Source organism: Dactylosporangium salmoneum (genome assembly GCF_039532525.1).
Classification (GTDB): Bacteria; Actinomycetota; Actinomycetes; order Mycobacteriales; family Micromonosporaceae; genus Dactylosporangium; species Dactylosporangium salmoneum.
The window spans coordinates 50,401-70,163 of the sequence record NZ_BAAARV010000096.1; the positions used below are offsets into that span (position 1 = coordinate 50,401).

A 19,763-nucleotide genomic window follows, 5' to 3' on the forward strand; every position below is an offset into this window, starting at 1 on the left:
CGGCCACCCCGGCAGCGGCGCCCGCCGCCACCGCACCCCACGCGGCGGCTTCCGCCGCGCCGACCTCAGCCGCGCCGTCGTCGGCCTCCGCCGCGCCGGCCTCGTCGGCTCCCGCCGGCGATTCCCCGGACGGTGGCCTGTCCCCGAACGGCGGCTCGTCCCCGGACGGCGGGCTGTCCCCGAGCGGCGGGAACACGTCGTCCGCGTTCATCGACCCCGCCCCGGCGGGCGGTGCCCACGAGGCCGACGACGTGGCCGGCCCGCGCGGCAACGGTCACAACCCGGCTCACGCCCTGCAGGGCGGCGCCCACGAGGCGGACGGCGAGGCCCCGGCCACGGACACCGAGCCCCGCCACGCCCGCTGACCCTCCGTACCGACGCCACGTTCCAACCCTCGGCCCAGGCCCGGCGCTCACCCGTCCGGACCTGGGCCGTGCCGTCTCCGCGCCGTGCCGTCTCCGCGCCGCGAGCCCATGCCACTCACGCGACCTCCCCACGGCGACACTCTGGCATCAGTGCGACCACCTAGTTTCCTAGGATGCTGTAGACGGTGTGGCGTGGCGGAGGGCGGCGGTTGAGCATCGACCGCATGGCGAAGGGGGCGGCGGTGGCGCACCACGGCGTCGTCGCGGGCCTCCGGGTGTTGATAGCGGAGCGTACGCGGGCCTGACGATGCTCGCGTTCGTCGTGGGCCGGCTCCTCGCAGGACCCGAGAATGCCGCCGTGCTCGACGGACAGGTGTTGCACGGAGGTGGCTCTCGTGTACACGGCGGCGTCGACGTACCCGTTCGACCAGCTCCTGTTGGGATTCCGCGATTCCCGGGCGACCGGTGGCGGTACGCCCGGGAGCGGCAGGGCGCCGTCGCGGCGCTGCTGGGTCATGACCTAGTGTCCTAGGATGCCCTAGCGGGTGTGGCCGGCGGCGAGCCAGGACATGTAATCGGCGGCGGCGGACTCTACGGTCCAGGCGGGCGCCCAGCCCGAGGCGCGCAGGCGGGCGGCGTCCATGTGCGGGATGGGGTCGGTCGGAGCGTCGGCGGCCGCACCCAGGGCGGCGGCGAGGGCAGCGTTGGGGGTCGGGCGGCCGCTCGCGATGTTGTAGACGGTGTGGTCCAGGGCCGGGGCGGTGGCCAGGTGGGCGAGGGCGGCGCCGCAGTCCGGGGCGTACAGCAGGTCGGCGCCGCCGGCCGGGGCCTCGACGGGCAGGCCGCGGGCGGCGGCGTGGACCATCGCGGGGGCGGCGATGAAGAGGCTGGTCGGGCGGCCGAGCGGGCCCCACGTGGCGCCGATGCGGGCGATGACGACGGGCAGCCCGCTGGCGAGGGCGAGCACCTCGCCGGCCTTCTTGGCGGCCGGGATCGGGTGCGGGGAGGCGACCGGGAGCGGGGCGTCCTCCCGCCACGGGACGGCGTCCACGCCGGCGTAGACGCCGATGGTGCTCGCGACGATCACGCGCTGTACGTGCCAGGTGGCGGCGGCGTGCAGTACCGCGGCAATCGCTTGAAGGTTTGTCGCCATCTCCGCCAGGGGGCTCGCGCCGCCGAGGGGGGCCGCGGCCAGGTGCACGATGGTGTCGATCCTCGTGGTGCGGCCGAGGGCGGACAGGGACTCGGGGTCGGTGCAGTCCAGGGCGGCGGCGGTCACGCCGGGCAGCAGCGGGGACGGGCGCGGGGTGCGGGAGGCGGGCAGGGTGTCATGGCCGCGGTCGAGCAGGGCGCGGGTGGTGTGGGTGCCGATGAAGCCGAGGCCGCCGGTTACCAGGATCATGGGATACTCCCCGTAGTCGATAGCGTGCTAGCGAAAACGTAGCGGAGAAATCGTTAGCATGCAAGCGTGACCGATGTGATCCGGCTGCTGACGCGCGTGCACAAATTGCTGCGGGCGGCGGCCGACGAGGCGATGAGCGAGCACGGGGTGCGCATCGGGCAGAACCTGGTGCTCGAGGTGTTGTGGGACGGCGACGGACTGTCACCGGGGGAGCTGGCGGCGCGGCTGCAGGTGGCGACGCCGACGGTCGTCAACACGGCGACCCGGATGGAGAAGGACGGGCTGGTCGAGCGGCGGCCCGACCCGGCCGACCGGCGGGTGGTGCGGCTGTACCTCACCGAGAAGGGCCGGGCGGCGCAGGAGCCGATCGCGCGGGCGCGGCGGCGGCTGGCCGAGCACGCCCTGGCGACGCTGGACGAGGGGGAGCGGGCGGCGCTGGCGGCGAGCCTGCAGAAGATCGTCGACCGGATGCAGGCGCCGCCAGTGCCGTGAGTGGCTCAGTGCGCGCTGCGCCAGGTCATGCGGGTGATGAGGACGCGGGCCTCCTCGGCGACCTCGGCCTCGGCGGTGACGGCGTACTCGCCGGCCTGCAGGGAGCTACGCGAGGTGAAGTCGCGGCGACCGCCGGTCATGGCGTGGGCGATGGCGCCGAAGACGGCGCCCCAGAGGGCGCCGATCAGGATGGTGGTGATCAGGATGCCGATCCAGCTGGCGCTGCTGAACAGCGTGAAGAGGATGCCGATGAACAGGCCGAACCAGGCGCCGCTGGCCAGGCCGGCGACGGCGGCGCGGCCGATGGTGAGGCGGCCCAGGACGTTCTCGACCAGGCGCAGGTCGGTGCCGATGATCGCGGTGCGCTCGACCGGGAAGCCGTTGTCGGAGAGGTAGTCGACGGCCTGCTGGGCGCCGGCGTAGTCGGCGAAGCGGGCCACGGTGACGGTGCTGCGGGGCAGGGCCGCTTCGGCCGCCGGGCCGGTGGCGGGTGCGGGCTTGGGCGCCGGGGGCTCGTCCGGCGTTGGGGTCGTCATGCCGGTCAGGGTAGGGGCGTACGGGGTGTCCCGCCCGCTGCGGCGGGGGAATATCTCAGGGGAGGTTCAGGGCGTCACCCGAGGTCGCCGGGGAGCTGCGGCGGGCAACCTTGCCGGCATGAGCGAAATCAAGCGGCTGCTCCGCTCGCGCGAGGACCGCAACGTGGCCGGTGTGCTCGGGGGCATCGGGGAGTACCTCGGCACCGACCCGACCATGGTCCGGGCCGTGTTCCTGCTGGCGATCCTGCTCACCGGCGGCGTGGCGGTCCTGGCGTATCCGGTGCTGTGGCTGGTCATGCCGGAGGCGCCGCCCGCGCCTGTGAGCCCTGCGCCGAACGATCACCTGACCTATGGTGCGTGAGTGATCGAGGCGCGGGTCGTGCCGCCGTCGGCGCGGCCCGCGGGGCGGGCGGTGCTCGTGGCCCACGACGGGCCGGAGTACGAGCGGGTCGCCGGGCTGACGCGGCTGTTTGCGCGCCATTATGTGGTGCTGCTCTCGCCCGGCAAGCGCGCCGAGTGGTACTCCGCTAACCCTGCGTACGCGGCGGCGCTCGTCGGTGCGGTGCTGCCGGGGCTGCCGCCCGGGCCGGTGGTGGGGCTCGGGGCGAGCCTCGGCGGGCTGGCGCTGCTGCACGCGGAGGTCAGCTATCCGGGCCGGTTCGCGGGGCTGTTCCTGCAGTCGGGGAGCTTCTTCACCGCCGAGCTGGACCCGCAGGAGTCGGGGTTCCCGTGGTTCTCCCGGATCGCCGGGTTCGTCGCCGGGGTGGGGCCGGTAGCGGCGCGGGTGGTCTTGACGTGCGGGCGGGACGAGGAGAACCTGGCCAACAACCGGGCGATGGCGGACCGGCTGGGAGCCCCGCTGCTGGAGGTGCCCGGCGGTCACGCGATGACCACCTGGCGTGACGCGCTCGACCCGCACCTGCACCGCCTATTGCAGGAGGTCACGGATGACTGAGCACCTGGTCGGGCTCCTGCTCGGGACCGAGGAGGACTGGCCCCGCGCCTTCGAGGCGCTCGTGTCGAGACTGGGGCCGATATCGTACGGCGGGCAGCAGCACACCCTCCGTACAGCGCGCGTCACGATCGAGCCGTTCGGATTGCGGGACTCGCCGGCGCACGAGCTGGTCATCGACCGGCTCGCGTACTGGTACTACCACCCGCGCGAGTGGCTGAAGAAGATCGCGCTGATGGACGACGTGTACCTGCTCAACAGCCCGTTCACGTTCCAGTCGATGGAGAAGCACGCGGCGTACTGCGCGATGATGCGCCTCGGCCTGCAGGTGCCCGAGACGGTGCTGGTGCCCTTCAAGAACCCGGTCGATCACGCCAAGTGGGCGTACACCGCGCAGCGCTACAACCGGCCGTTCGACCTCGACGCCGTGGCGGAGTGGCTCGGCTACCCGCTGTTCATGAAGCCGTTCGACGGCGGGGCGTGGGTCGGGGTGTCCCGGATCGCCGACAGCGAGCAGTTGCACGCCGCCTACGACCGGTCGGGGGAGCGGCTGATGCACCTGCAGCAGGCGGTGGAGGGCTACGACGTGTTCACCCGGTCGCTGTCGGTGGGGCCGGAGACGATGGTGATGAAGTTCCGGCCGGCGCTGCCGATGCACGAGCGGTACGAGGTCGCGCACGGCTTCCTCTCCGACACCGTCGGCGACGAGGTGGTGACGATCTCGCGGCTGGTGAACGCGTTCTTCCGGTGGGAGTTCAACTCCTGCGAGTGCCTGGTCCGCGACGGCGTGGTGTATCCGATCGACTACGCGAACGCGTGCCCGGACGTGGCGTTGACCAGCCTGCACTACTACTTCCCGTGGGCGATGACGGCGCTGCTGCGCTGGAGCGCGTTCTGTGTGGCGACGGGGCGCCGGCCGCGGCTGGACATGGACAGCGCGCGGTACTTCGCCGTCGGCGACGACCCCTCGCTGGACTACGCGGCGAAGCTGCGCGGCTACCGGGCGCTCGCCGACGAGTACTTCGACACCGACCGGTACCGCGAGTTCTGCGACACGACGCTGCGTCACGTGCCGGCGATGGTGGCCGAGTGGGTCGGGTCGGCGGATTTCGACGACCTGCTGGTGGCGACGGTGCGGGCGACGTACCCGGCGCACGAGCACGAGCGGTTCGTGGCGCACTTCCGCGGGCTGGTGGATCTGTGGCGGCGCGAGAATTCCGTCACCTGATCCGGTGACGCTGCGGTAGTGCGCGTCACAGTCCGCAGTTGCGGCTGGTAGCGCTGCGTACGGTCGAAGGCGTCAATCCCGTGAATAAAGGCGGTACTTGCATGCGTCCGTACGACCATCCCGAATGGTGCGCCAAGGGTCACCGGTGCAACCTCGGTGAGCACCGAGCCCACCCGGTCGTGATGGAGGTCGGCGGCGTCGGCAGGGTCCTCGTCACCCGGGTGCTGGGGCGCGACGGCCGGGAGCGGATGGAGGTGACCGGGTCGGCGTACCTGGCGTCGACCGGGTCGGCGGCGTCGCGGTAGGTGGATCGGACGCTGCGCGGCTTCGCGCACGTCATGGCCAAGGCCGCCGCCTAGCGCTGAGGCTGTGTGCCACCGAGGCTGCCGTCCAGCGCGGCGGTTTAGCGGCCAGTCGCGCAGGCGTTCGGGCAGCGCGGTGATCCGTTTGGCGTCCAGGCGGCTGCCTAGCGCCGAGGTTGCCGCCCAGCGCCGACGCCGCCCCGCCGTCCAGCGCGGTGGTTTAGCGGCCAGTCGCGCAGGCGTTCGGGCAGCGCGGTGATCCGTTTGGCGTCCAGGCGGCCGCCTAGCGCCGAGGGCCGGGGCTGCCGCCCAGCGCGGACAGCCGCGGAGGCGTTCGCGCAGCGCGGCGATCCGCTCGGCGTCGAGGCCGCCGCCTAGCGCTGAGGCCGCCGTCCAGCGCGGCGGTTTAGCGCGGCCAGTCGCGCAGGCGTTCGCGCAGCGCGGCGATCCGCTCGGCGTCGAGGCCGTAGAAGGCGAAGCGGCCGTCGTCGAGGCGGTCGAGGTACCGGCCGGCGGCCACGACGTCGTCGTGCTCCAGGGCCGGGTCCTGCCGGCGGGCCAGCTCCAGCAGCTCCTCGACGCGGTAGCGGTCCAGGGCGGCGGCGACGTCGATGTAGTCGCGGACCTCTCGCCGGTTGACCAGTGCCGCGACCTTCGTGGCGATGAGGTCCTCGAGGTGCATGACGGGGCCGACGTCCATCATGACGGGGCTGTGGCGCCGGTCGAGGCGGGAGAGGGTCAGGCGTACCGTGCGGACCCCGTCACCGACCGTGAACTCTCGCTGGTCGAAGCCGGCGAACAGCTCGAGCAGGTCGTCGGCCTCCTCCTCGTGGACCGTGTACCCGGCCTCGCGCAGGGCCGCGACCACCGCGTCGGCGGCGAGGCCCGCCGCGCCGTCGGTGTCGGTGAACAGGTCCACGTCCTCGGTGGGCCGCTCGACGAGGCCGTTCATCAGCCAGGCGAACCCGCCGCCGAGGACGAAGCCGTGCCGTTCGGCGACGGTGAGGGCCACCCGGGCGACGTCGGTGTAGAAGGACGAGATCACCGGGCGCGCAGGGCCGGGTGCCGGGCCTCCCAGGCGCGGCGCACCCCGTGCGGCAGGTTCAGCTCCGGCCACACCTGCAGCAGCAGCTTCTTGTTGAGGAAGCGGCGCAGCTCGTCGTGGCGGATCGCCTCGCGCAGCACGTTCTCGTACATCCACAGCAGCAGGTCGTGGTTGTCGAGGTCGAAGCGGCGCTGCGGGTTCCACATGAGCCGCTGTGGCAGCTCCACGACGCCGCGCACCGGTCCGCGCAGCTCCTCGAGGGTCCGCGCGACCAGGGCGGGCCGGTGCGGCCGGGCGAGATACGCCAACGGCCCGCGTGCCGACTCGTCCTGCATGGCCCGAAGTGTACCCGGGCGCCGCATTGCGCGGGCCATACGGCCCGCGGTGTCCACAGCGACAGTCCTGGCGGGGGAGGGCCAGCGGCTGTCCTGGCAGGGACGTCAGCAGCTGTCCTGGCAGGGACGTCAGCGGCTGTCCTGGCGGGGGATGACGACCTCGCGGACGAGCAGCTGGAGGGCCGCCACCACCGGGATGGCGACGAGCGCGCCGACCACGCCCATGAGAGCGACGCCGACGAGCACGGACAGGATCGCGGCCAGGTCGGAGACCTTCACCGCGCGGCGCATCACCGTCGGGTAGATGGCGTAGTTCTCCACCTGCTGGTAGATGACGAAGAACACCACGCAGGCGATGCCGGCCGGGATCGACGTGGCGAACCCGACGATGCTCACGACCACCGCGCCCAGCGTGGCGCCGATCTGCGGGATCAGGTCGGTGATGGCGACGAGGACCGCCAGGGCGTACGGGTAGGCGACGCCGATGATGAGCAGGAACACGAACGACGACAGGCCCGCGACCACGGCGATGGCGAGGGCGCCGCCGAGGTAGGCGCCGACCTTCGTCAGGATCTCGTCGCCGAGCAGCCGGACGCGCTCGCGGCGGCTGGCCGGGACGAGCCGGTAGCCGCCGTCCTTCAGCCGGTCGAACGCGGCCATGAAGTACACGGTCAGGATGATCACGGTCAGGATGTTGAACAGCGCCGAGAAGGCGACCTGCACGCCGCCCCACACGCCACCGAGGGCCTTCGTCACGTTGCCCGGGGTGGCGACGTTCTTGAGCTGGTCCAGCAGCTGGTACTGCTCGTTGAGGCCGTTGAGCTGGTCGTTGCGGCGCAGGTTGTCGATGTACGTCGGCAGGTTGTCGACGAGCTCGTTGCTCTGCTGCACCAGCGGCGGGATGAGGGCCACGACGCCGCCGCACAGCAGCAGCATGGCCCCGATGCCGACCACGGCGACGGACAGCCCGCGGGGCACGCCCCACTTGGTCAGCCGTACCACGGCGGGGTTCAGGCCGATCGCGAGGAACATCGCGATGAAGATGAGGATCAGGATCGAGTGGACATTCTGCACCGCCAGGTAGGCGCTGTACGCCAGCAGCAGCCCGAGGCCGGCGGTGAACCCGATGATCAGCGGCGAGCGGCGCATCGGCGGTCCGGGCCGGCCGAACCGCGGCGGCGTCTCCACGACCACCACGTCGACCTCGATCTCGACCGGGGGCGATTCGACAGGTGGTGGCTCGTCCCGTGGCGGCTCGACCTGGGGCGAGGGGGCCCGCTGCACCTCGTCCTGCACTGTGAACTCCCTGGGAAGCAGATGGTCTTGAGGCAGGGTACCGGGTGCGCTCCATGGCGGGCGGCTAGCGTATGGATATGGCAGATCTCGTCTACCCGCCGGTCATCGCGTTCGCGAGGACCATGTTCCGGCTCCTCGACATGAAGATCACGATCGAGGGAGAGGAACACGTGCCGGCCGACGGGGGTGCCGTCATCGCCTGCAACCACATCTCGTACCTCGACTTCATCTTCTGCGGCCTCGGCGCCCGCCCCTCCAAACGCCTGGTCCGGTTCATGGCCAAGGAGGAGATCTTCCGCCACCGTATCGGCGGGCCGCTCATGCGCGGCATGCACCACATCCCCGTCGACCGCGACGCCGGCATGGCCTCCTACAAGGCGGCCCTCACCGCGCTCAAGGGCGGCGAGGTCGTCGGCGTGTTCCCGGAGGCGACGATCAGCCCGTCGTTCACGGTCAAGGAGCTCAAGAGCGGCGCCGCCCGGATGGCCGCGGCGACCGGGGTGCCGCTCGTGCCGATGGTGCTGTGGGGCACCCAGCGGTTCTGGACGAAGGGCCGGCCGAAGGACCTCACCCAGCGAGGTGTGGCGATCACCATCCTCATGGGCGAGCCGTTGCGGCCACAGCGCCGCGACAATCAAGATGCGGTCAGCGTAGAGTTGCGCACCCGCATGACGGCCCTGTTGGACCGGGCCCAGCGGGAGTATCCGCAGGCGCCGGCGGGGCCCGAGGACACCTGGTGGCTGCCGGCCCACCTGGGCGGTACCGCGCCGGCTCCCGAAGTAGTGGAGGCCAAGTGACCAAGGAGCCGACGGACCTGCTCGTGCTGCTGCGCGAGCTCGAACCCGTTGTGGAGGAGAACCTCAACCGCCATCTGGCCACGGCCAGGGAGTGGTTCCCGCACGAGTACGTGCCGTGGAGCGAGGGGCGCGACTTCGACGGCGTTCTCGGCGGCACCGCGTGGGAGCCCGGCCAGTCGAAGCTGTCCGAAGTGGCCCGGGTGTCGCTGGTGGTGAACCTGCTCACCGAGGACAACCTGCCCAGCTACCACCACGAGATCGCCACCGTGTTCGGCCGGGACGGCGCGTGGGGCACGTGGGTGCACCGGTGGACGGCCGAGGAGGGCCGGCACGGCATCGCCATCCGCGACTACCTGCTCGCCAGCCGCGCCGTGGACCCCGTGGCCCTGGAACGGGCCCGGATGGCGCACATGGAGAGCGGCTTCCGCAACAGCTACGAGGGGCTCATCGAGTCCATCGCGTACGTGTCGTTCCAGGAGCTGGCCACCCGGGTGTCGCACCGCAACACCGGCACGATGTCCGGCGACGCGCTGTGCGAGCAGCTCCTGGCCCGCGTCGCGGCCGACGAGAACCTGCACATGATCTTCTACCGGAACCTGCTCGGCGCCGCGTTCGACCTCGCCCCGAACACCGTGATGCGGGCCGTGACCAAGGTCGCGACCAGCTTCCAGATGCCCGGGCACTCCATCGAGGGCTTCGGCCGCAAGTCGGTGCAGATCGCCAAGGCCGGCATCTACGACCTGCGGCTGCACCACGACGACGTGCTCGTGCCCGTGCTGCGGCAGGTGCGCGCGTTCGACCGGGAACTGAGCGGTGACGGCGACGCCGCCCGCGACGAGCTGGCCGCGTTCATGAGCGACCTGGACACCCAGGCGTCGCGGTTCGTCGAGCGCCGCGACGCCCAGCGGGCCCGCGCCCTGGCCTGACAACCCCGCACCACTCGTACGTCCCGGAGCCCGCGACCCGCCAAGGGTCGGGGGCCCGGTTGCCTTCCGTGAGCGTTGCAGTAGGCTGCGACGACCGTTCCGTGCCCGTCACTGCCCGTCTGACCGTTTTCGACGTGTCTTGCGGGCCGCGTCGCGGCTCGGGATTTCACTCCCCGTATCGGAAGGCAGCATCGCCATGGCCAGACGCGTCATCCATGAGCTGATCGACGACCTCGACGGCGGGCTCGCCGACGAGTCCCTCAGCTTCGGCCTCGACGGCGTGCAGTACACCATCGACCTTTCCGCGAAGAACGCCGCCGACCTGCGCGATGTCCTCGCGCCGTTCGTCGCGGCGGCCACGAAGCTCGGCCGGACCCCGGTCGCGGCCCCGCCGTCACGCGGCGGCCGGCCGCGGCCGGTTCTGTCGGCCCGGGCGGAGCGGGAGCAGAACAGGGCGATCCGCGAGTGGGCGCAGAGCAAGGGGCTCGAGGTGTCCGACCGCGGCCGGATCCGCGCCGACATCGTCGAACGGTTCCACGCCGAGGCGGGAAGCTGAAACGCGGGGGCGCCCGCCAACAGGGCGCCCCCAATCGGAAAGACGAATGCGTGCGCGTGATGCGAAACACAGGATGGCTATGGCGCCGGTCGCGGGGAGCGGCGCCCACGGCGAATCCGGCGTTACCCGAAAAGTCGGGCACTGCGTGCCACGACTTTTCGGACATTTACCCTGCCAGGGTATAAATCTGATAAGTCGCAGCGCGGAGCGCCCGACTTATCGCGTTCGAGGCTTACACCCGATTCGCCGCCGCCCGGCATTCGTGACGGCCGCGCTTTCGCCGGCCCGCCGCCCATCGCCGCCGTGAGCGGACACAGCGGCCGTGAAGGCGCCGCGGCTGAAGTCACCGGCCGGCGCCGGTCGGGCCAGGAGTTCGGAGCGGCCGGCGTGACCAACGCCGGTGCGGCCGCCGCGATGCCGGCCATCGTGCCCGGCGGGTCCGGTCAGGCCGGGAGTCAGGCCGGGAGTTCGGAGCGGCCGGAGCGCAGCCGGGTCCGGACCATCGCGCCCAGCGAGACCAGCGCCAGCGCCGCCGCGGCGGTGCCCGCCACCGTCCCCACGGCGGGCGCGGCGACCAGCGCCGGCAGCGTGCGGACCGCGACGGCACTGCCGAGGGCCCGCGTCGAGGCGCTCCAGGCCAGGACGGTGGTGACGGTCCCGGGCCGGGCCCGCTGGGCCAGCCGGGCGTCCATCCCGCCCTCAAACGCCGTCATGCTCAGCCCCGACAGGAACTGGGCGAGGAACAACCCGGCGACGTGGGCCGGCGCGAGCAGCCAGCCGAGGAGCATCCCGACGCCCCACAGCGGCCACAGCACCGCGGCCGGCAGCCGCAGCCGGCCGGCGCGGTCGACCGCCCACGACGAGAGCAGGCAGCCGGCGCTGAACGCGGCGGCCGCGCCCGCCACCGCGTGCCGGCCGTGCAGCTCGGTGGCCAGGGCGACGGACAGCAGGGTCGGGCCGGCGGCCAGGAGCATGACGCCGCCGCCCGCGGCGAGGACGGCGAAGGGGAGGCGTACCGCGGTGGCCGCCCTCGCCGCCGCCTCCGCCCGGCGCCGTTCGACCCGGGTCGGCCGCTCGACGCCGTCGCGGCGGTCGACTGGCAGGGCCCGGGGCGCGTTGCGCGGGGAGGACAGCACCCGGGAGCGGCGCGCGGCGAGGATCGTCGGCAGCAGGCTCAGGCCGTAGACGACGAAGACGGCGGCGAGGGCGGCGCGGTGCAGGGGCAGCAGCGCGGCGACGCTCGCCCCGGCGGCCTCGACGGCGGCGATCGACAGGGCGTAGCGGGTCATGGCGCGGGGGCGGGCGTCGACGGCGGCGACCTCGGCGCGCATCGCGGCGAAGCCGGCGTACGCGGCGACGTGCATGACGGTGACGCCGGCGGCGACGAGCCGGCCGTCGATTCCGGCCAGCAGGGCGGCCAGGGTCGCGACCCGCAGCGTGGCCTCGGTGGCGCCGGCCAGGTACAGCAGGGTCCGCCCGTGCAGGTGCCGCGCCAGCCAGCCGGTGACCGGCGCGGAGAGCACGACGCCGAGGAGCATGGCCGCGTTGAACAGGGCGGCCATGGCCAGGCCGCCGCGCTGGGTGGCGACGAGGTTGAACAGCGTCCAGCCCAGCGCCAGGCCGAACGAGTCCTCCTGGCCGGCCACCAGCAGCTCGCGCTTGTCGCCGGTGCGTCGGCGGCCGCCGGCCAGCGCGGTGCGGTGGCGCGACCGGTGCGGCGCGGCCGCATCGGTCGCGGCCATCAGGAGCGGCCCGCCACGCGGGTCAGCGAAGCCGGCAACTGGGCGGGCACGCCCGGAGCGGGCACGCCGGCGCCGGTCAGCGACGCCGGGACGGCCGGGGCGGGCACGAGCGACGCCGGGACGGCCGGGGCGGGCACGCCGGCGCCGATGGGGCCGCCGACGAAGACCGGCTCGGGCGGGGCGAAGCCGTTGAAATGCGAGGCGTAGCTCAGCGTGTACGCGCCGGCGGAGCCGATGTACAGGCGGTCGCCGACCTCGATGGTGGCGGGCAGGTTGACGCCGTAGAACATGGTGTCGGAGCTGTCGCAGGACGGGCCGGTGACGGTGAACGGCAGGTGCGGCACCAGGGCGTGGTCGGTGCGCGAGGTCCACAGCGGGAACCGCCACTGCTGCACGGTCTGCTGGGTCTCCATCATGCCGTTGTAGGCGCCGACGTCGACGTACAGCCAGTTCTCGCCGGCCCGCACCTCCCGGCCCAGCACGGTGGTGACCATGACGGCACTCTCGGCGACGAGGTGCCGGCCCGGCTCGGCCGCCAGCAGCGCCGGACGGTACGGCAGCAGCTCCGCCAGCGCCGCGTTGACGGTGGCGGCGATCTGGTCCAGGGAGGGGACCCGTTCGACGTACCGTGCCGGAAAGCCGCCGCCGAGGTCGAGCATCTCCAACTGGACGCCGTCCTCGGCCAGGGCCGTCATGAGCCGGCCGGCGGCGGCGATGGCCTGGCGCCAGGCGCTGGTGGTGGCGCACTGCGAGCCGACGTGGAAGGTGACGCCGTAGGGGCGCAGGCCGAGCTCGCGGGCCAGCAGCAGCAGCGCCCGGGCCTCGTGGGCCTCGGCGCCGAACTTGCGCGACAGCGGGAACAGGCTGGTCGAGTCGTCGACCCGCAGCCGGATGTAGACGGCGGCGCCCGGGGCGTACTGGGCGAGCTTGTGCAGTTCGCCCTCGGAGTCGAAGCTGAAGCGCCACAGGCCGGCCCGGCGGGCCTCGGCGATCGCCGCGGGCGGCTTGATCGGGTTGCTGTACAGGACCTCGGACGCCTCGACGCCGAGCTCCCGCAGCATGCGCAGCTCGCCGGCGGAGGCGACCTCGAAGCCGGAGCCCAGCGCCGCGAGGGTGCCCAGGACGGCGTCGGCGGAGTTGCACTTCATCGCGTAGAACGTCGACACGCCGGGGATGGCGGCGGTGAAGGCGGTGTAGCGCTCGGCGACCGTCGCGAGGTCCACGGCCAGGAACGGCGTCGTCGCGTCGAGGCCTGCCAGGGCCCGCGGGCCGAGGGCGGCGGGCCAGTGCGCGGGCAGGTCGAGGCGGGCCTGGTCGGCGAGGGCGGCCGTCATCGAAGCGGTCTCCTAACTGCGCGTTGCTCGGTCCCGTCCAGGCTGGAGGGGGCCGGGAGCGGACCCGGGTCGCGCGCGGTTGCCAGCTGGTTCGGGCGGCCGGAGCGTTCAGGCGGCCAGTGCGGCGGGGTCGCGCAGCAGCAGGCCCGCCTCGGCGGCCGGCAGCGGCTTGGCGAAGTAGTAGCCCTGGGCCAGGTCGCAGCCCATCCGGCGCAGGGCCAGGAACTGGGCGTACTGCTCGATGCCCTCGGCCACGGTGCCCATCCCGAGGCTCTGCCCCAGCTGCACGATCGTGCGCGCGAGGGCCGCGTCCGGGGCCGCGCCGCTGAGCCGCTCCACGAACGAGCGGTCGATCTTGAGCGTGTCGACCGGGAAGCGGCGCAGGTAGGCCAGCGACGAGTACCCGGTGCCGAAGTCGTCGATGGCCAGCTTCACGCCGATGCCCTTGAGGCTGACCAGCACGGCGAGGTTCTCCTCGGTGTCGGTCATGAGCACGCTCTCGGTCATCTCCAGGCACAGCCGCTCGGCCGGCAGCCCGGTCGTGGCCAGCACGGAGGCGACGACCGCCGGCAGGTCCGGCTGGTCGAACTGGCGGCCGGAGACGTTCACCGCCATGGTCAGCGGCCGCTCGGACGCGCCCATGCCCCACTCGACCGCCTGCCGGCACGACTCGGCGAGGACCCACTGGCCCAGCGGCCGGATGAGGCCGGTCGACTCGGCGAGGGGGATGAAGTCGGCCGGGCTGATCATGCCGCGGGCCGGGTGGTTCCACCGCACGAGGGCCTCGAAGCCGACGATGTCGCCGCTGCGCAGCTCGACGGTCGGCTGGTAGTACATCTCCAGCTCGCCGCCGCCGTCCAGGGCCCGGCGCAGGTCCGCGGCCAGCTGCAGGCGCTCGACCAGGCCGGAGTGCATCTGCGGGTCGTAGCGGGCGAACTGCCCCGAGCCGGCGGACTTCGCGCGGTACATCGCCAGGTCCGCGTTGCGCATCAGCTGGTCGGCGTCGCGGGCGTCGGGCCCGGTCAGGGCGATGCCGACGCTGCCCTGCACGTGGATCTCCTGGTTCTCGAGCACGAAGTGCTCGTCGAGCGCGGCGATGATGCGGGTGGCCAGCTCGTCGGCGTCGTGCGGCCCGGCGACGCTGTCGATGAGCACCGCGAACTCGTCGCCGCCGAAGCGGGCCACCGTGTCGCCGTCGCGCACGGCCGCGCCGAGCCGGTCGGCGACCTGGATGAGCAGGTGGTCGCCGGCGGCGTGGCCGAGGCTGTCGTTGACCTCCTTGAACCCGTCGAGGTCCAGGAACAGGATCGCCACCTCGTCGCGGCGGCGCAGCGCCACCTCCAGCCGGTCCTTGAACAGCGCCCGGTTGGCGAGCTTGGTCAGCGCGTCGTGGAACGCCTCGTGGACGAGCTGGTCCTCGAGCTCCTTGCGCTCGGAGATGTCGCGGGAGTTGAGCACGATGCCGCGCACGCTGGCGTCCTCGAGGAGGTTGGTCAGGGTGACCTCGGCCAGGCAGCGGTGCCCGTCGGCGTGCAGCATCGGCACCTCGACGACCCGGGTGGCGTACGCGGTGCCGGAGATCGTCTCGACCGCCGCGATCAGCACGGGCGCGGACTCGGGGAGCATGTGGTCGGTGAGACGGATGCCCGCGAAGCGGATCGGGTCGTGGCCGAAGACCCTTTGGACGGACTCGCTCTGGTACGTCACGAAGCCCGCCGCGTCGATCACCGTCACGACGTCGGAGCTGTGCTGGACCAGCGCCTGGAAGCGCTGCTCGGAGGCGCGCAGCTCGGCGGTGCGGCCCTCCACGCGGGCCTCCAGGTCGCGGGTCAGCGACCGATTCTCCAGCAGCGTGAGCAGCTGCCGCCCGACGATGAGCAGGATGATCGACGAGCGCGACCAGGACACGAGCGGTTCGTGCATGCCGTGACGCAGGACCTCGAGCGTGCTGGTGACGAGGGCGGCGAGCACGGCGAGGTACGGCAGCATGACCCCGAGCGGCCGGGTGAGCGCGTGCGCGTCCTCCTCGGCGTGCGAGGTCTCGGGCCGCCGCGCGGCGAGCAGGATCAGCGCGAACCCGGTGAACCAGCCCAGGTCGAGCACGTTGCCCGAGCCGTAGGAGTCCAGCAGCGTCAGGTAGGCGTAGCCGGAGTCGGACACGGTGAACGCGGCCAGCCCGGCCCCGACCAGCGGCAGCGACATCGGCCGCCGCCCGCCGCGCCGCAGCCGGGCCACCATGAACAGCACCACGGTGAGCACCACGACGTCCCCGCCCGGGTACCACAGCGTGACCAGCAGCCCGAGCGAGCTGTCGGCCCCCTGCCGCACCAGCGGCCCGAGGATGAGCACCCACGTGATGAGCAGCAGCGACGCCGCGATCATGAGCCCGTCGAGGATGCTGCGCACCTGCTGCGCGACCGTCTGGCGGCTCAGCGGGAGCAGCAGCAGCCCGGCCGCGGTGAACGGCATCATCCAGAAGTACCCGGCGTCGGCCAGGGACGGGAACGGCACCTCCCGGTCCAGCACGGTCTCGTACCAGATGCAGAACACCTGCCCGACGCCCCACGAGAAGGCCCCCAGCCCGGTGAGCGCCCACGCCCACCGCACCCGGCCGCCGCGCTCGCGCAGCGCCTTGGCGAAGCAGCTGCAGGCGGCCGCCCAGGCGGCCACGAAAAGCGCGACGTTGGACACGTTCTGCGACACGAGCGGCCCGCCGGCCCCGGAGACGAACACGACGCACAGCCCGGCCGTGACCGCGGCGACGGCGGCGCACAGCACGGCGTACCCGCGCGTGGGCGCGGCGGCCCTGAGCAGCCTGCCCGCCATCGTGCCCCCTCTCGTCGCGTGACGCCCTGATCGGGCGGGGGCCGGTCGAACTGAGCCCGCGCTGCGGCAGGCAACCGATCCGCTCCCGAGCCTGCAACCGGCATGGTGGATCACGGGCCGGACGGCCAACGGGATGAAAGCCCTGAAACCGATAAGTCGGGCGCTCCGCGCCACGACTTATCGGACTTATCCGGCGTCAGGCGATAAGTCCGAAAAATCCTGATGCCGCCGGGCATCGGGATTTTTCGGGTAGATCCGCCGTGGGGGCGTCGAGGTCAGGCCGGGTCGAGCGGGTCGGCGAAGAGGGGCTCGAAGGCGAGCTCCGCCGCGCCCAGCAGTGCCGCGTCCTGGCCGAGCTGCGGGGTGCGCAGCCGGACGTGCTCGCGGCAGGCCGGCAGCCCGTTGCGGTTCAGGCGGCTGCGGACCTGGGCGGCGGAGGCGAGGTACACCTCGCGGAGGGTGCCGCCGAAGATGACCATCTCCGGGTTGAAGATGTTCACCAGGTTGGCCACGCCGAAGCCGAGCCAGTCGCCGACCTGGCGCATGGCGGCCTGGGCGGTGTTGTCGCCGCGGGCGGCGGCGTCGACGACGGTGAGGATGCCGTCGCGGCCGGCGGTCGGGTTGCGGCCGGCGGCGGAGAGCAGGGCGTGCTCGCCGATCTCGGTCTCCCAGCAGCCGTGGGAGCCGCACGAGCACGGGCGGCCGTTGGGGTTGACGACCATGTGGCCGACCTCGCCGCCGTAGCCGCCGTGGCCGGTGACCGGGCGGCCGGCGGCGATGATGCCGCCGCCCACGCCGGCGTCGCCGTAGAGGTACACGAGGTTGTCGCAGCCGGCGGCGGCGCCCCGGGTGTGTTCGGCCAGGGCGGCCAGGTCGGCGTTGTTGCGCACGGCGACGGGGGTGCCGGGGCCGATGAGGTCGCGCAGGGCCTCGCCGAGGGGTTGGTCGGCCCAGCCGAGCTGGGGGCCGAGCCGGACGAATCCGTCGTCGCGGCGCACCATGGCGGAAACGGCGGCGCCGCTGCCGATGAGACGGGCGCCGGCGGGGGCGGTGGCCTGCATCTTGCGCACGAAGTCGGCGATCGGGTTGAGCACGTGGGCGGCGTCGTGCTCGCCGCGGGGGCGGGCGGCCTCGAAGCGGTCCAGCAGGACGCCGCCGAGGCCGACGCGGGCGGCGACGATGCGGTCCACCTCGACGGCGAAGGCGTAGACGTACACCTTCTCGGACTCCGGGCGCACGACCAGCGACGGGCGGCCGGCCCGGCCCCGCTGCTCGCGCGGGACCCCCTCGCTCACCAGGCCGGCGGCGGACAGGTCGGCGGTCAGCGCGCCGATCGTGCTGCGGTTGAGTCCCAGGCTCGTCGTGAGGTCGGCGCGGGACATGGCGCCGTGGAGGTGCACGGAACGCAGGAGCGCTCCGAGGTTGCTCCGGCGGATCTCCTCCTGGCTGGGGCCAACGCGCATGCTCGGCTTTCTTGTGGGGGTGCGGTATGAGCCTAGTCGTTGCGCTTCATCGCAGCCCGGCGCGGGCCGCTCGCCGCCGGGTCACCGCGTCGATGCCGGCGGCGAGCAGCAGGACGACGCCGGTGACGATGTACTTGGTGCCGGGGCTGTAGTTCATGAGGCCCATGCCGTTCTCGATGACGGCGACGACGGCACCGCCGAGGACCGCGTTGAGGACCCGGCCCTTGCCGCCGAAGAGGCTGGTGCCGCCGATGACCGCGGCGCCCATCGCGTAGAGCAGCACGTTGCTGCCGCCGGTGTTGGGGTTGACGGAGGCGTCGCGGGAGGCGGCGACGATCCCGCCGACGGCGGCCATGGTGGAGCAGATGACGAAGACGGCGATGCGGATGGCGTCGACGTGGATGCCGGCCCGGCGGGCGGCCTCGCGGTTGCCGCCGACGGCGTAGATGTGCCGGCCGAACGCGGTGCGGTTGAGCACGAAGGTGCACAGGGCGAGCAGGACGCCGACGACGAGGACGATCATCGGCACGCCGCGCTGGGAGATGGCGGCGTTCGGGGAGCGCTCCAGGTTGAGCGTCCACACCGCGCCGCCGAGCAGTACGGCGGCGGTGACCACGCGCAGGGCGATGACGCTGCGGGGCTCGGCGGCCAGGCCGTGGCGGACCCGGCTGTAGCGCTTCCACAGGTGCAGGGCGAGCATCCCGGCGATGGTGACGCCGTAGAGCACCCAGCCCGGCAGTGGGGCGAGCCGGCCGTCGAAGTTGATCTTCTTGATGATGGGGTCGTCGACGGCGACGATCGTGCCGCCCTTCATGAGCAGCAGCACGGCGCCCTGGAAGGCCAGGAACGCGGCGAGCGTGACGACGAAGGACGGGATGCCGAGCTTGGCCACGAGCATGCCGATGATGAGCCCGATCGCGGCCCCGGTCGCCAGCGCGGCGAGGACGGCCACGTACCAGGGCACGCCGAAGTTCGTCAGCAGTACGGCGAGCACGCTGGCGCAGACGCCGCTGGCGAACCCGGCGGACAGGTCGATCTCGCCCAGCAGCAGCACGAAGACGAGGCCCATGGCGATGACGGTGACGGCGGCGCCCTGGTGCAGCAGGTTGGCGAGGTTGCCGGCGGTGACGAACTCGGGCCGGGCGACGGAGAACGCCACGACGAGGGCGAGCAGGCCCAGGACGGCGGGCAGGGCGCCCATGTTGCCGCTGCGGATGCGGGCCAGGTAGTCGCGGGCGTAGGCGCCGAACCCGGCAGACCGCCGCTCCTCGAGCGTCTCCCGGCTGGGCAAAGTCGTCAGGCTCACGCTGTTCCCCTTCGCGAAAGCCGGCGGACGACGCGGGCTGAGACGGTCACGCTGCGGCTCCCTGTCGGCGCAGTCCGAGGTCGCCGCTGCGCCCGGTGGTGATGAGCTCGACGACCTGGGAGTGGGTGACGTCGGTGGCGCGGACCTCGGCGGCCATCTGGCCGAGGTACAGCGCGGCGATGCGGTCGGCCACCGCGAACACGTCGTTCATGTTGTGCGAGATGAGCACGACCGCCAGGCCGTTGTCGGCCAGCCGCCGGACCAGCTCGAGGACCTGCGCGGTCTGGGCCACCCCGAGGGCGGCGTTGGGCTCGTCGAGGATGACGATCCGGTTGTTCCACAGCACGGCCTTGGCGATCGCCACCGTCTGCCGCTGCCCGCCGGACAGGCTCGACACCGGCTGGCGCACCGACGCCACCGTGCGCACCGACAGGCTGGCCAGCGTCTCCGCGGCCCGCTGCTCCATGGTGATGTCGTCCAGGACCAGCCCGCGGCGGATCTCCCGGCCGAGGAACATGTTCTGCACGATGTCGAGGTTGTCGCACAGCGCCAGGTCCTGGTACACGATCTCGACCCCGAGCGCGGCGGCGTCGCGCGGGGTGTGCACCGACACCGGCCGCCCGTCGAACAGGTACTCCCCGGAGTCCATCGAGTAGATCCCGCCGATGCACTTGACCAGGGTCGACTTGCCCGCGCCGTTGTCGCCGACCAGGGCGGTGACCTGCCCGGCGTGGACGGTGAAGTCCACGTCGCGCAACACCTGGACAGGCCCGAAGCTCTTGCTGAGCCCGCGGATCTCCAGCAGGGGTGTATCGGTCACGATGCTCCTCTATGCCGGCCGGCTGACGAGATCCCCAGGC

The 19,763-nt window shown here is 72.7% G+C and carries 20 protein-coding genes and 1 pseudogene; 9 read left to right on the plus strand and 12 right to left on the minus strand.

Going from position 1 to position 19,763, the window contains the following annotated elements; all coding sequences use genetic code 11:
* Nucleotides 1-365 (plus strand): annotated as a pseudogene (locus tag ABD352_RS47310) (hypothetical protein); the annotation flags it as partial.
* A gap of 160 nt (nucleotides 366-525) precedes the next feature.
* Here ABD352_RS47310 and ABD352_RS47315 read toward each other — a convergent pair.
* Both ABD352_RS47315 and ABD352_RS47320 read right to left on the minus strand, forming a co-directional pair.
* Nucleotides 526-882 carry a hypothetical protein gene (locus tag ABD352_RS47315; protein ID WP_344619195.1) on the minus strand — a complete coding sequence of 119 codons (357 nt, stop codon included), beginning with the start codon at nucleotides 880-882 and terminating at the stop codon, nucleotides 526-528.
* 21 nt (nucleotides 883-903) lie between these two features.
* On the minus strand, nucleotides 904-1,767 hold the full coding sequence (locus tag ABD352_RS47320) for an NAD-dependent epimerase/dehydratase family protein (RefSeq protein WP_344619196.1): 864 nt from the start codon (nucleotides 1,765-1,767) through the stop codon (nucleotides 904-906).
* A gap of 66 nt (nucleotides 1,768-1,833) precedes the next feature.
* Here ABD352_RS47320 and ABD352_RS47325 point away from each other — a divergent pair, with 66 nt between their 5' ends.
* Nucleotides 1,834-2,259, plus strand: coding sequence for a MarR family winged helix-turn-helix transcriptional regulator (locus tag ABD352_RS47325; RefSeq protein WP_344619197.1), 426 nt, complete (start codon nucleotides 1,834-1,836; stop codon nucleotides 2,257-2,259).
* Nucleotides 2,260-2,264: 5 nt separating this feature from the next.
* Here the strand turns inward: ABD352_RS47325 and ABD352_RS47330 are convergent, their stop codons facing one another.
* Nucleotides 2,265-2,795 (minus strand): YflT domain-containing protein, encoded by a 531-nt coding sequence (locus ABD352_RS47330; RefSeq protein WP_344619198.1) that lies wholly within the window; start codon nucleotides 2,793-2,795, stop codon nucleotides 2,265-2,267.
* Between the two features lie 118 nt (nucleotides 2,796-2,913).
* Between ABD352_RS47330 and ABD352_RS47335 the strand changes: the two genes are divergently transcribed.
* From ABD352_RS47335 to ABD352_RS47350, 4 genes are all read left to right on the plus strand, one after another.
* Nucleotides 2,914-3,156, plus strand: coding sequence for a PspC domain-containing protein (locus tag ABD352_RS47335; protein ID WP_344619199.1), 243 nt, complete (start codon nucleotides 2,914-2,916; stop codon nucleotides 3,154-3,156).
* Nucleotides 3,157-3,750, plus strand: coding sequence for an alpha/beta hydrolase (locus tag ABD352_RS47340; RefSeq protein WP_344619200.1), 594 nt, complete (start codon nucleotides 3,157-3,159; stop codon nucleotides 3,748-3,750). It abuts the gene before it with no gap.
* Nucleotides 3,743-4,975: an ATP-grasp domain-containing protein gene (locus ABD352_RS47345; protein WP_344619201.1), complete on the plus strand. Its 1,233-nt coding sequence runs from the start codon at nucleotides 3,743-3,745 to the stop codon at nucleotides 4,973-4,975. The genes ABD352_RS47340 and ABD352_RS47345 overlap by 8 nt, the downstream gene beginning before the upstream one ends.
* A 101-nt stretch (nucleotides 4,976-5,076) precedes the next feature.
* Entirely contained in the window at nucleotides 5,077-5,280 is a 204-nt protein-coding gene (locus ABD352_RS47350; RefSeq protein ID WP_344619202.1) for a hypothetical protein, read from the plus strand.
* Nucleotides 5,281-5,683: 403 nt separating this feature from the next.
* On the opposite strand, the gene ABD352_RS47355 is transcribed toward ABD352_RS47350, so the two are convergent.
* The 3 genes from ABD352_RS47355 to ABD352_RS47365 form a co-directional block, all read right to left on the minus strand.
* A complete protein-coding gene (locus tag ABD352_RS47355; RefSeq protein WP_344619203.1) occupies nucleotides 5,684-6,322 on the minus strand; it encodes a nucleotidyl transferase AbiEii/AbiGii toxin family protein in 639 nt (212 codons plus the stop codon).
* Entirely contained in the window at nucleotides 6,319-6,657 is a 339-nt protein-coding gene (locus ABD352_RS47360; protein ID WP_344619204.1) for a hypothetical protein, read from the minus strand. Before ABD352_RS47360 ends, ABD352_RS47355 begins: the two co-directional genes overlap by 4 nt.
* A gap of 129 nt (nucleotides 6,658-6,786) precedes the next feature.
* Entirely contained in the window at nucleotides 6,787-7,866 is a 1,080-nt protein-coding gene (locus tag ABD352_RS47365) for an AI-2E family transporter (protein ID WP_344619335.1), read from the minus strand.
* 164 nt (nucleotides 7,867-8,030) lie between these two features.
* On the opposite strand from ABD352_RS47365, the gene ABD352_RS47370 reads away from it, so the two are divergent.
* The 3 genes from ABD352_RS47370 to ABD352_RS47380 all read left to right on the plus strand — a co-directional run bounded on the left by ABD352_RS47370 (nucleotide 8,031) and on the right by ABD352_RS47380 (nucleotide 10,232).
* Nucleotides 8,031-8,750 (plus strand): lysophospholipid acyltransferase family protein, encoded by a 720-nt coding sequence (locus ABD352_RS47370; RefSeq protein WP_344619205.1) that lies wholly within the window; start codon nucleotides 8,031-8,033, stop codon nucleotides 8,748-8,750.
* On the plus strand, nucleotides 8,747-9,676 hold the full coding sequence (locus ABD352_RS47375) for an acyl-ACP desaturase (protein WP_344619206.1): 930 nt from the start codon (nucleotides 8,747-8,749) through the stop codon (nucleotides 9,674-9,676). Before ABD352_RS47370 ends, ABD352_RS47375 begins: the two co-directional genes overlap by 4 nt.
* 196 nt (nucleotides 9,677-9,872) lie before the next feature.
* Nucleotides 9,873-10,232 (plus strand): histone-like nucleoid-structuring protein Lsr2, encoded by a 360-nt coding sequence (locus ABD352_RS47380; protein ID WP_344619207.1) that lies wholly within the window; start codon nucleotides 9,873-9,875, stop codon nucleotides 10,230-10,232.
* Between the two features lie 455 nt (nucleotides 10,233-10,687).
* Here ABD352_RS47380 and ABD352_RS47385 read toward each other — a convergent pair whose 3' ends face one another.
* The 6 genes from ABD352_RS47385 to ABD352_RS47410 form a co-directional block, all read right to left on the minus strand.
* Complete coding sequence (locus tag ABD352_RS47385) at nucleotides 10,688-11,974, minus strand: hypothetical protein (protein WP_344619208.1); 1,287 nt, start codon at nucleotides 11,972-11,974, stop codon at nucleotides 10,688-10,690.
* Entirely contained in the window at nucleotides 11,974-13,308 is a 1,335-nt protein-coding gene (locus tag ABD352_RS47390; protein ID WP_344619209.1) for a type III PLP-dependent enzyme, read from the minus strand. The genes ABD352_RS47385 and ABD352_RS47390 overlap by 1 nt, the downstream gene beginning before the upstream one ends.
* A 108-nt stretch (nucleotides 13,309-13,416) precedes the next feature.
* Nucleotides 13,417-16,134 (minus strand): putative bifunctional diguanylate cyclase/phosphodiesterase, encoded by a 2,718-nt coding sequence (locus tag ABD352_RS47395; RefSeq protein WP_344619210.1) that lies wholly within the window; start codon nucleotides 16,132-16,134, stop codon nucleotides 13,417-13,419.
* Nucleotides 16,135-16,409: 275 nt separating this feature from the next.
* Entirely contained in the window at nucleotides 16,410-17,597 is a 1,188-nt protein-coding gene (locus ABD352_RS47400) for an ROK family protein (RefSeq protein WP_344619211.1), read from the minus strand.
* Nucleotides 17,598-17,643: 46 nt separating this feature from the next.
* Entirely contained in the window at nucleotides 17,644-18,903 is a 1,260-nt protein-coding gene (locus ABD352_RS47405) for a sugar ABC transporter permease (protein ID WP_425553935.1), read from the minus strand.
* A 46-nt stretch (nucleotides 18,904-18,949) separates the two neighbouring features.
* A complete protein-coding gene (locus tag ABD352_RS47410) occupies nucleotides 18,950-19,723 on the minus strand; it encodes an ATP-binding cassette domain-containing protein (RefSeq protein ID WP_344619212.1) in 774 nt (257 codons plus the stop codon).
* Nucleotides 19,724-19,763 lie beyond the last annotated feature (40 nt).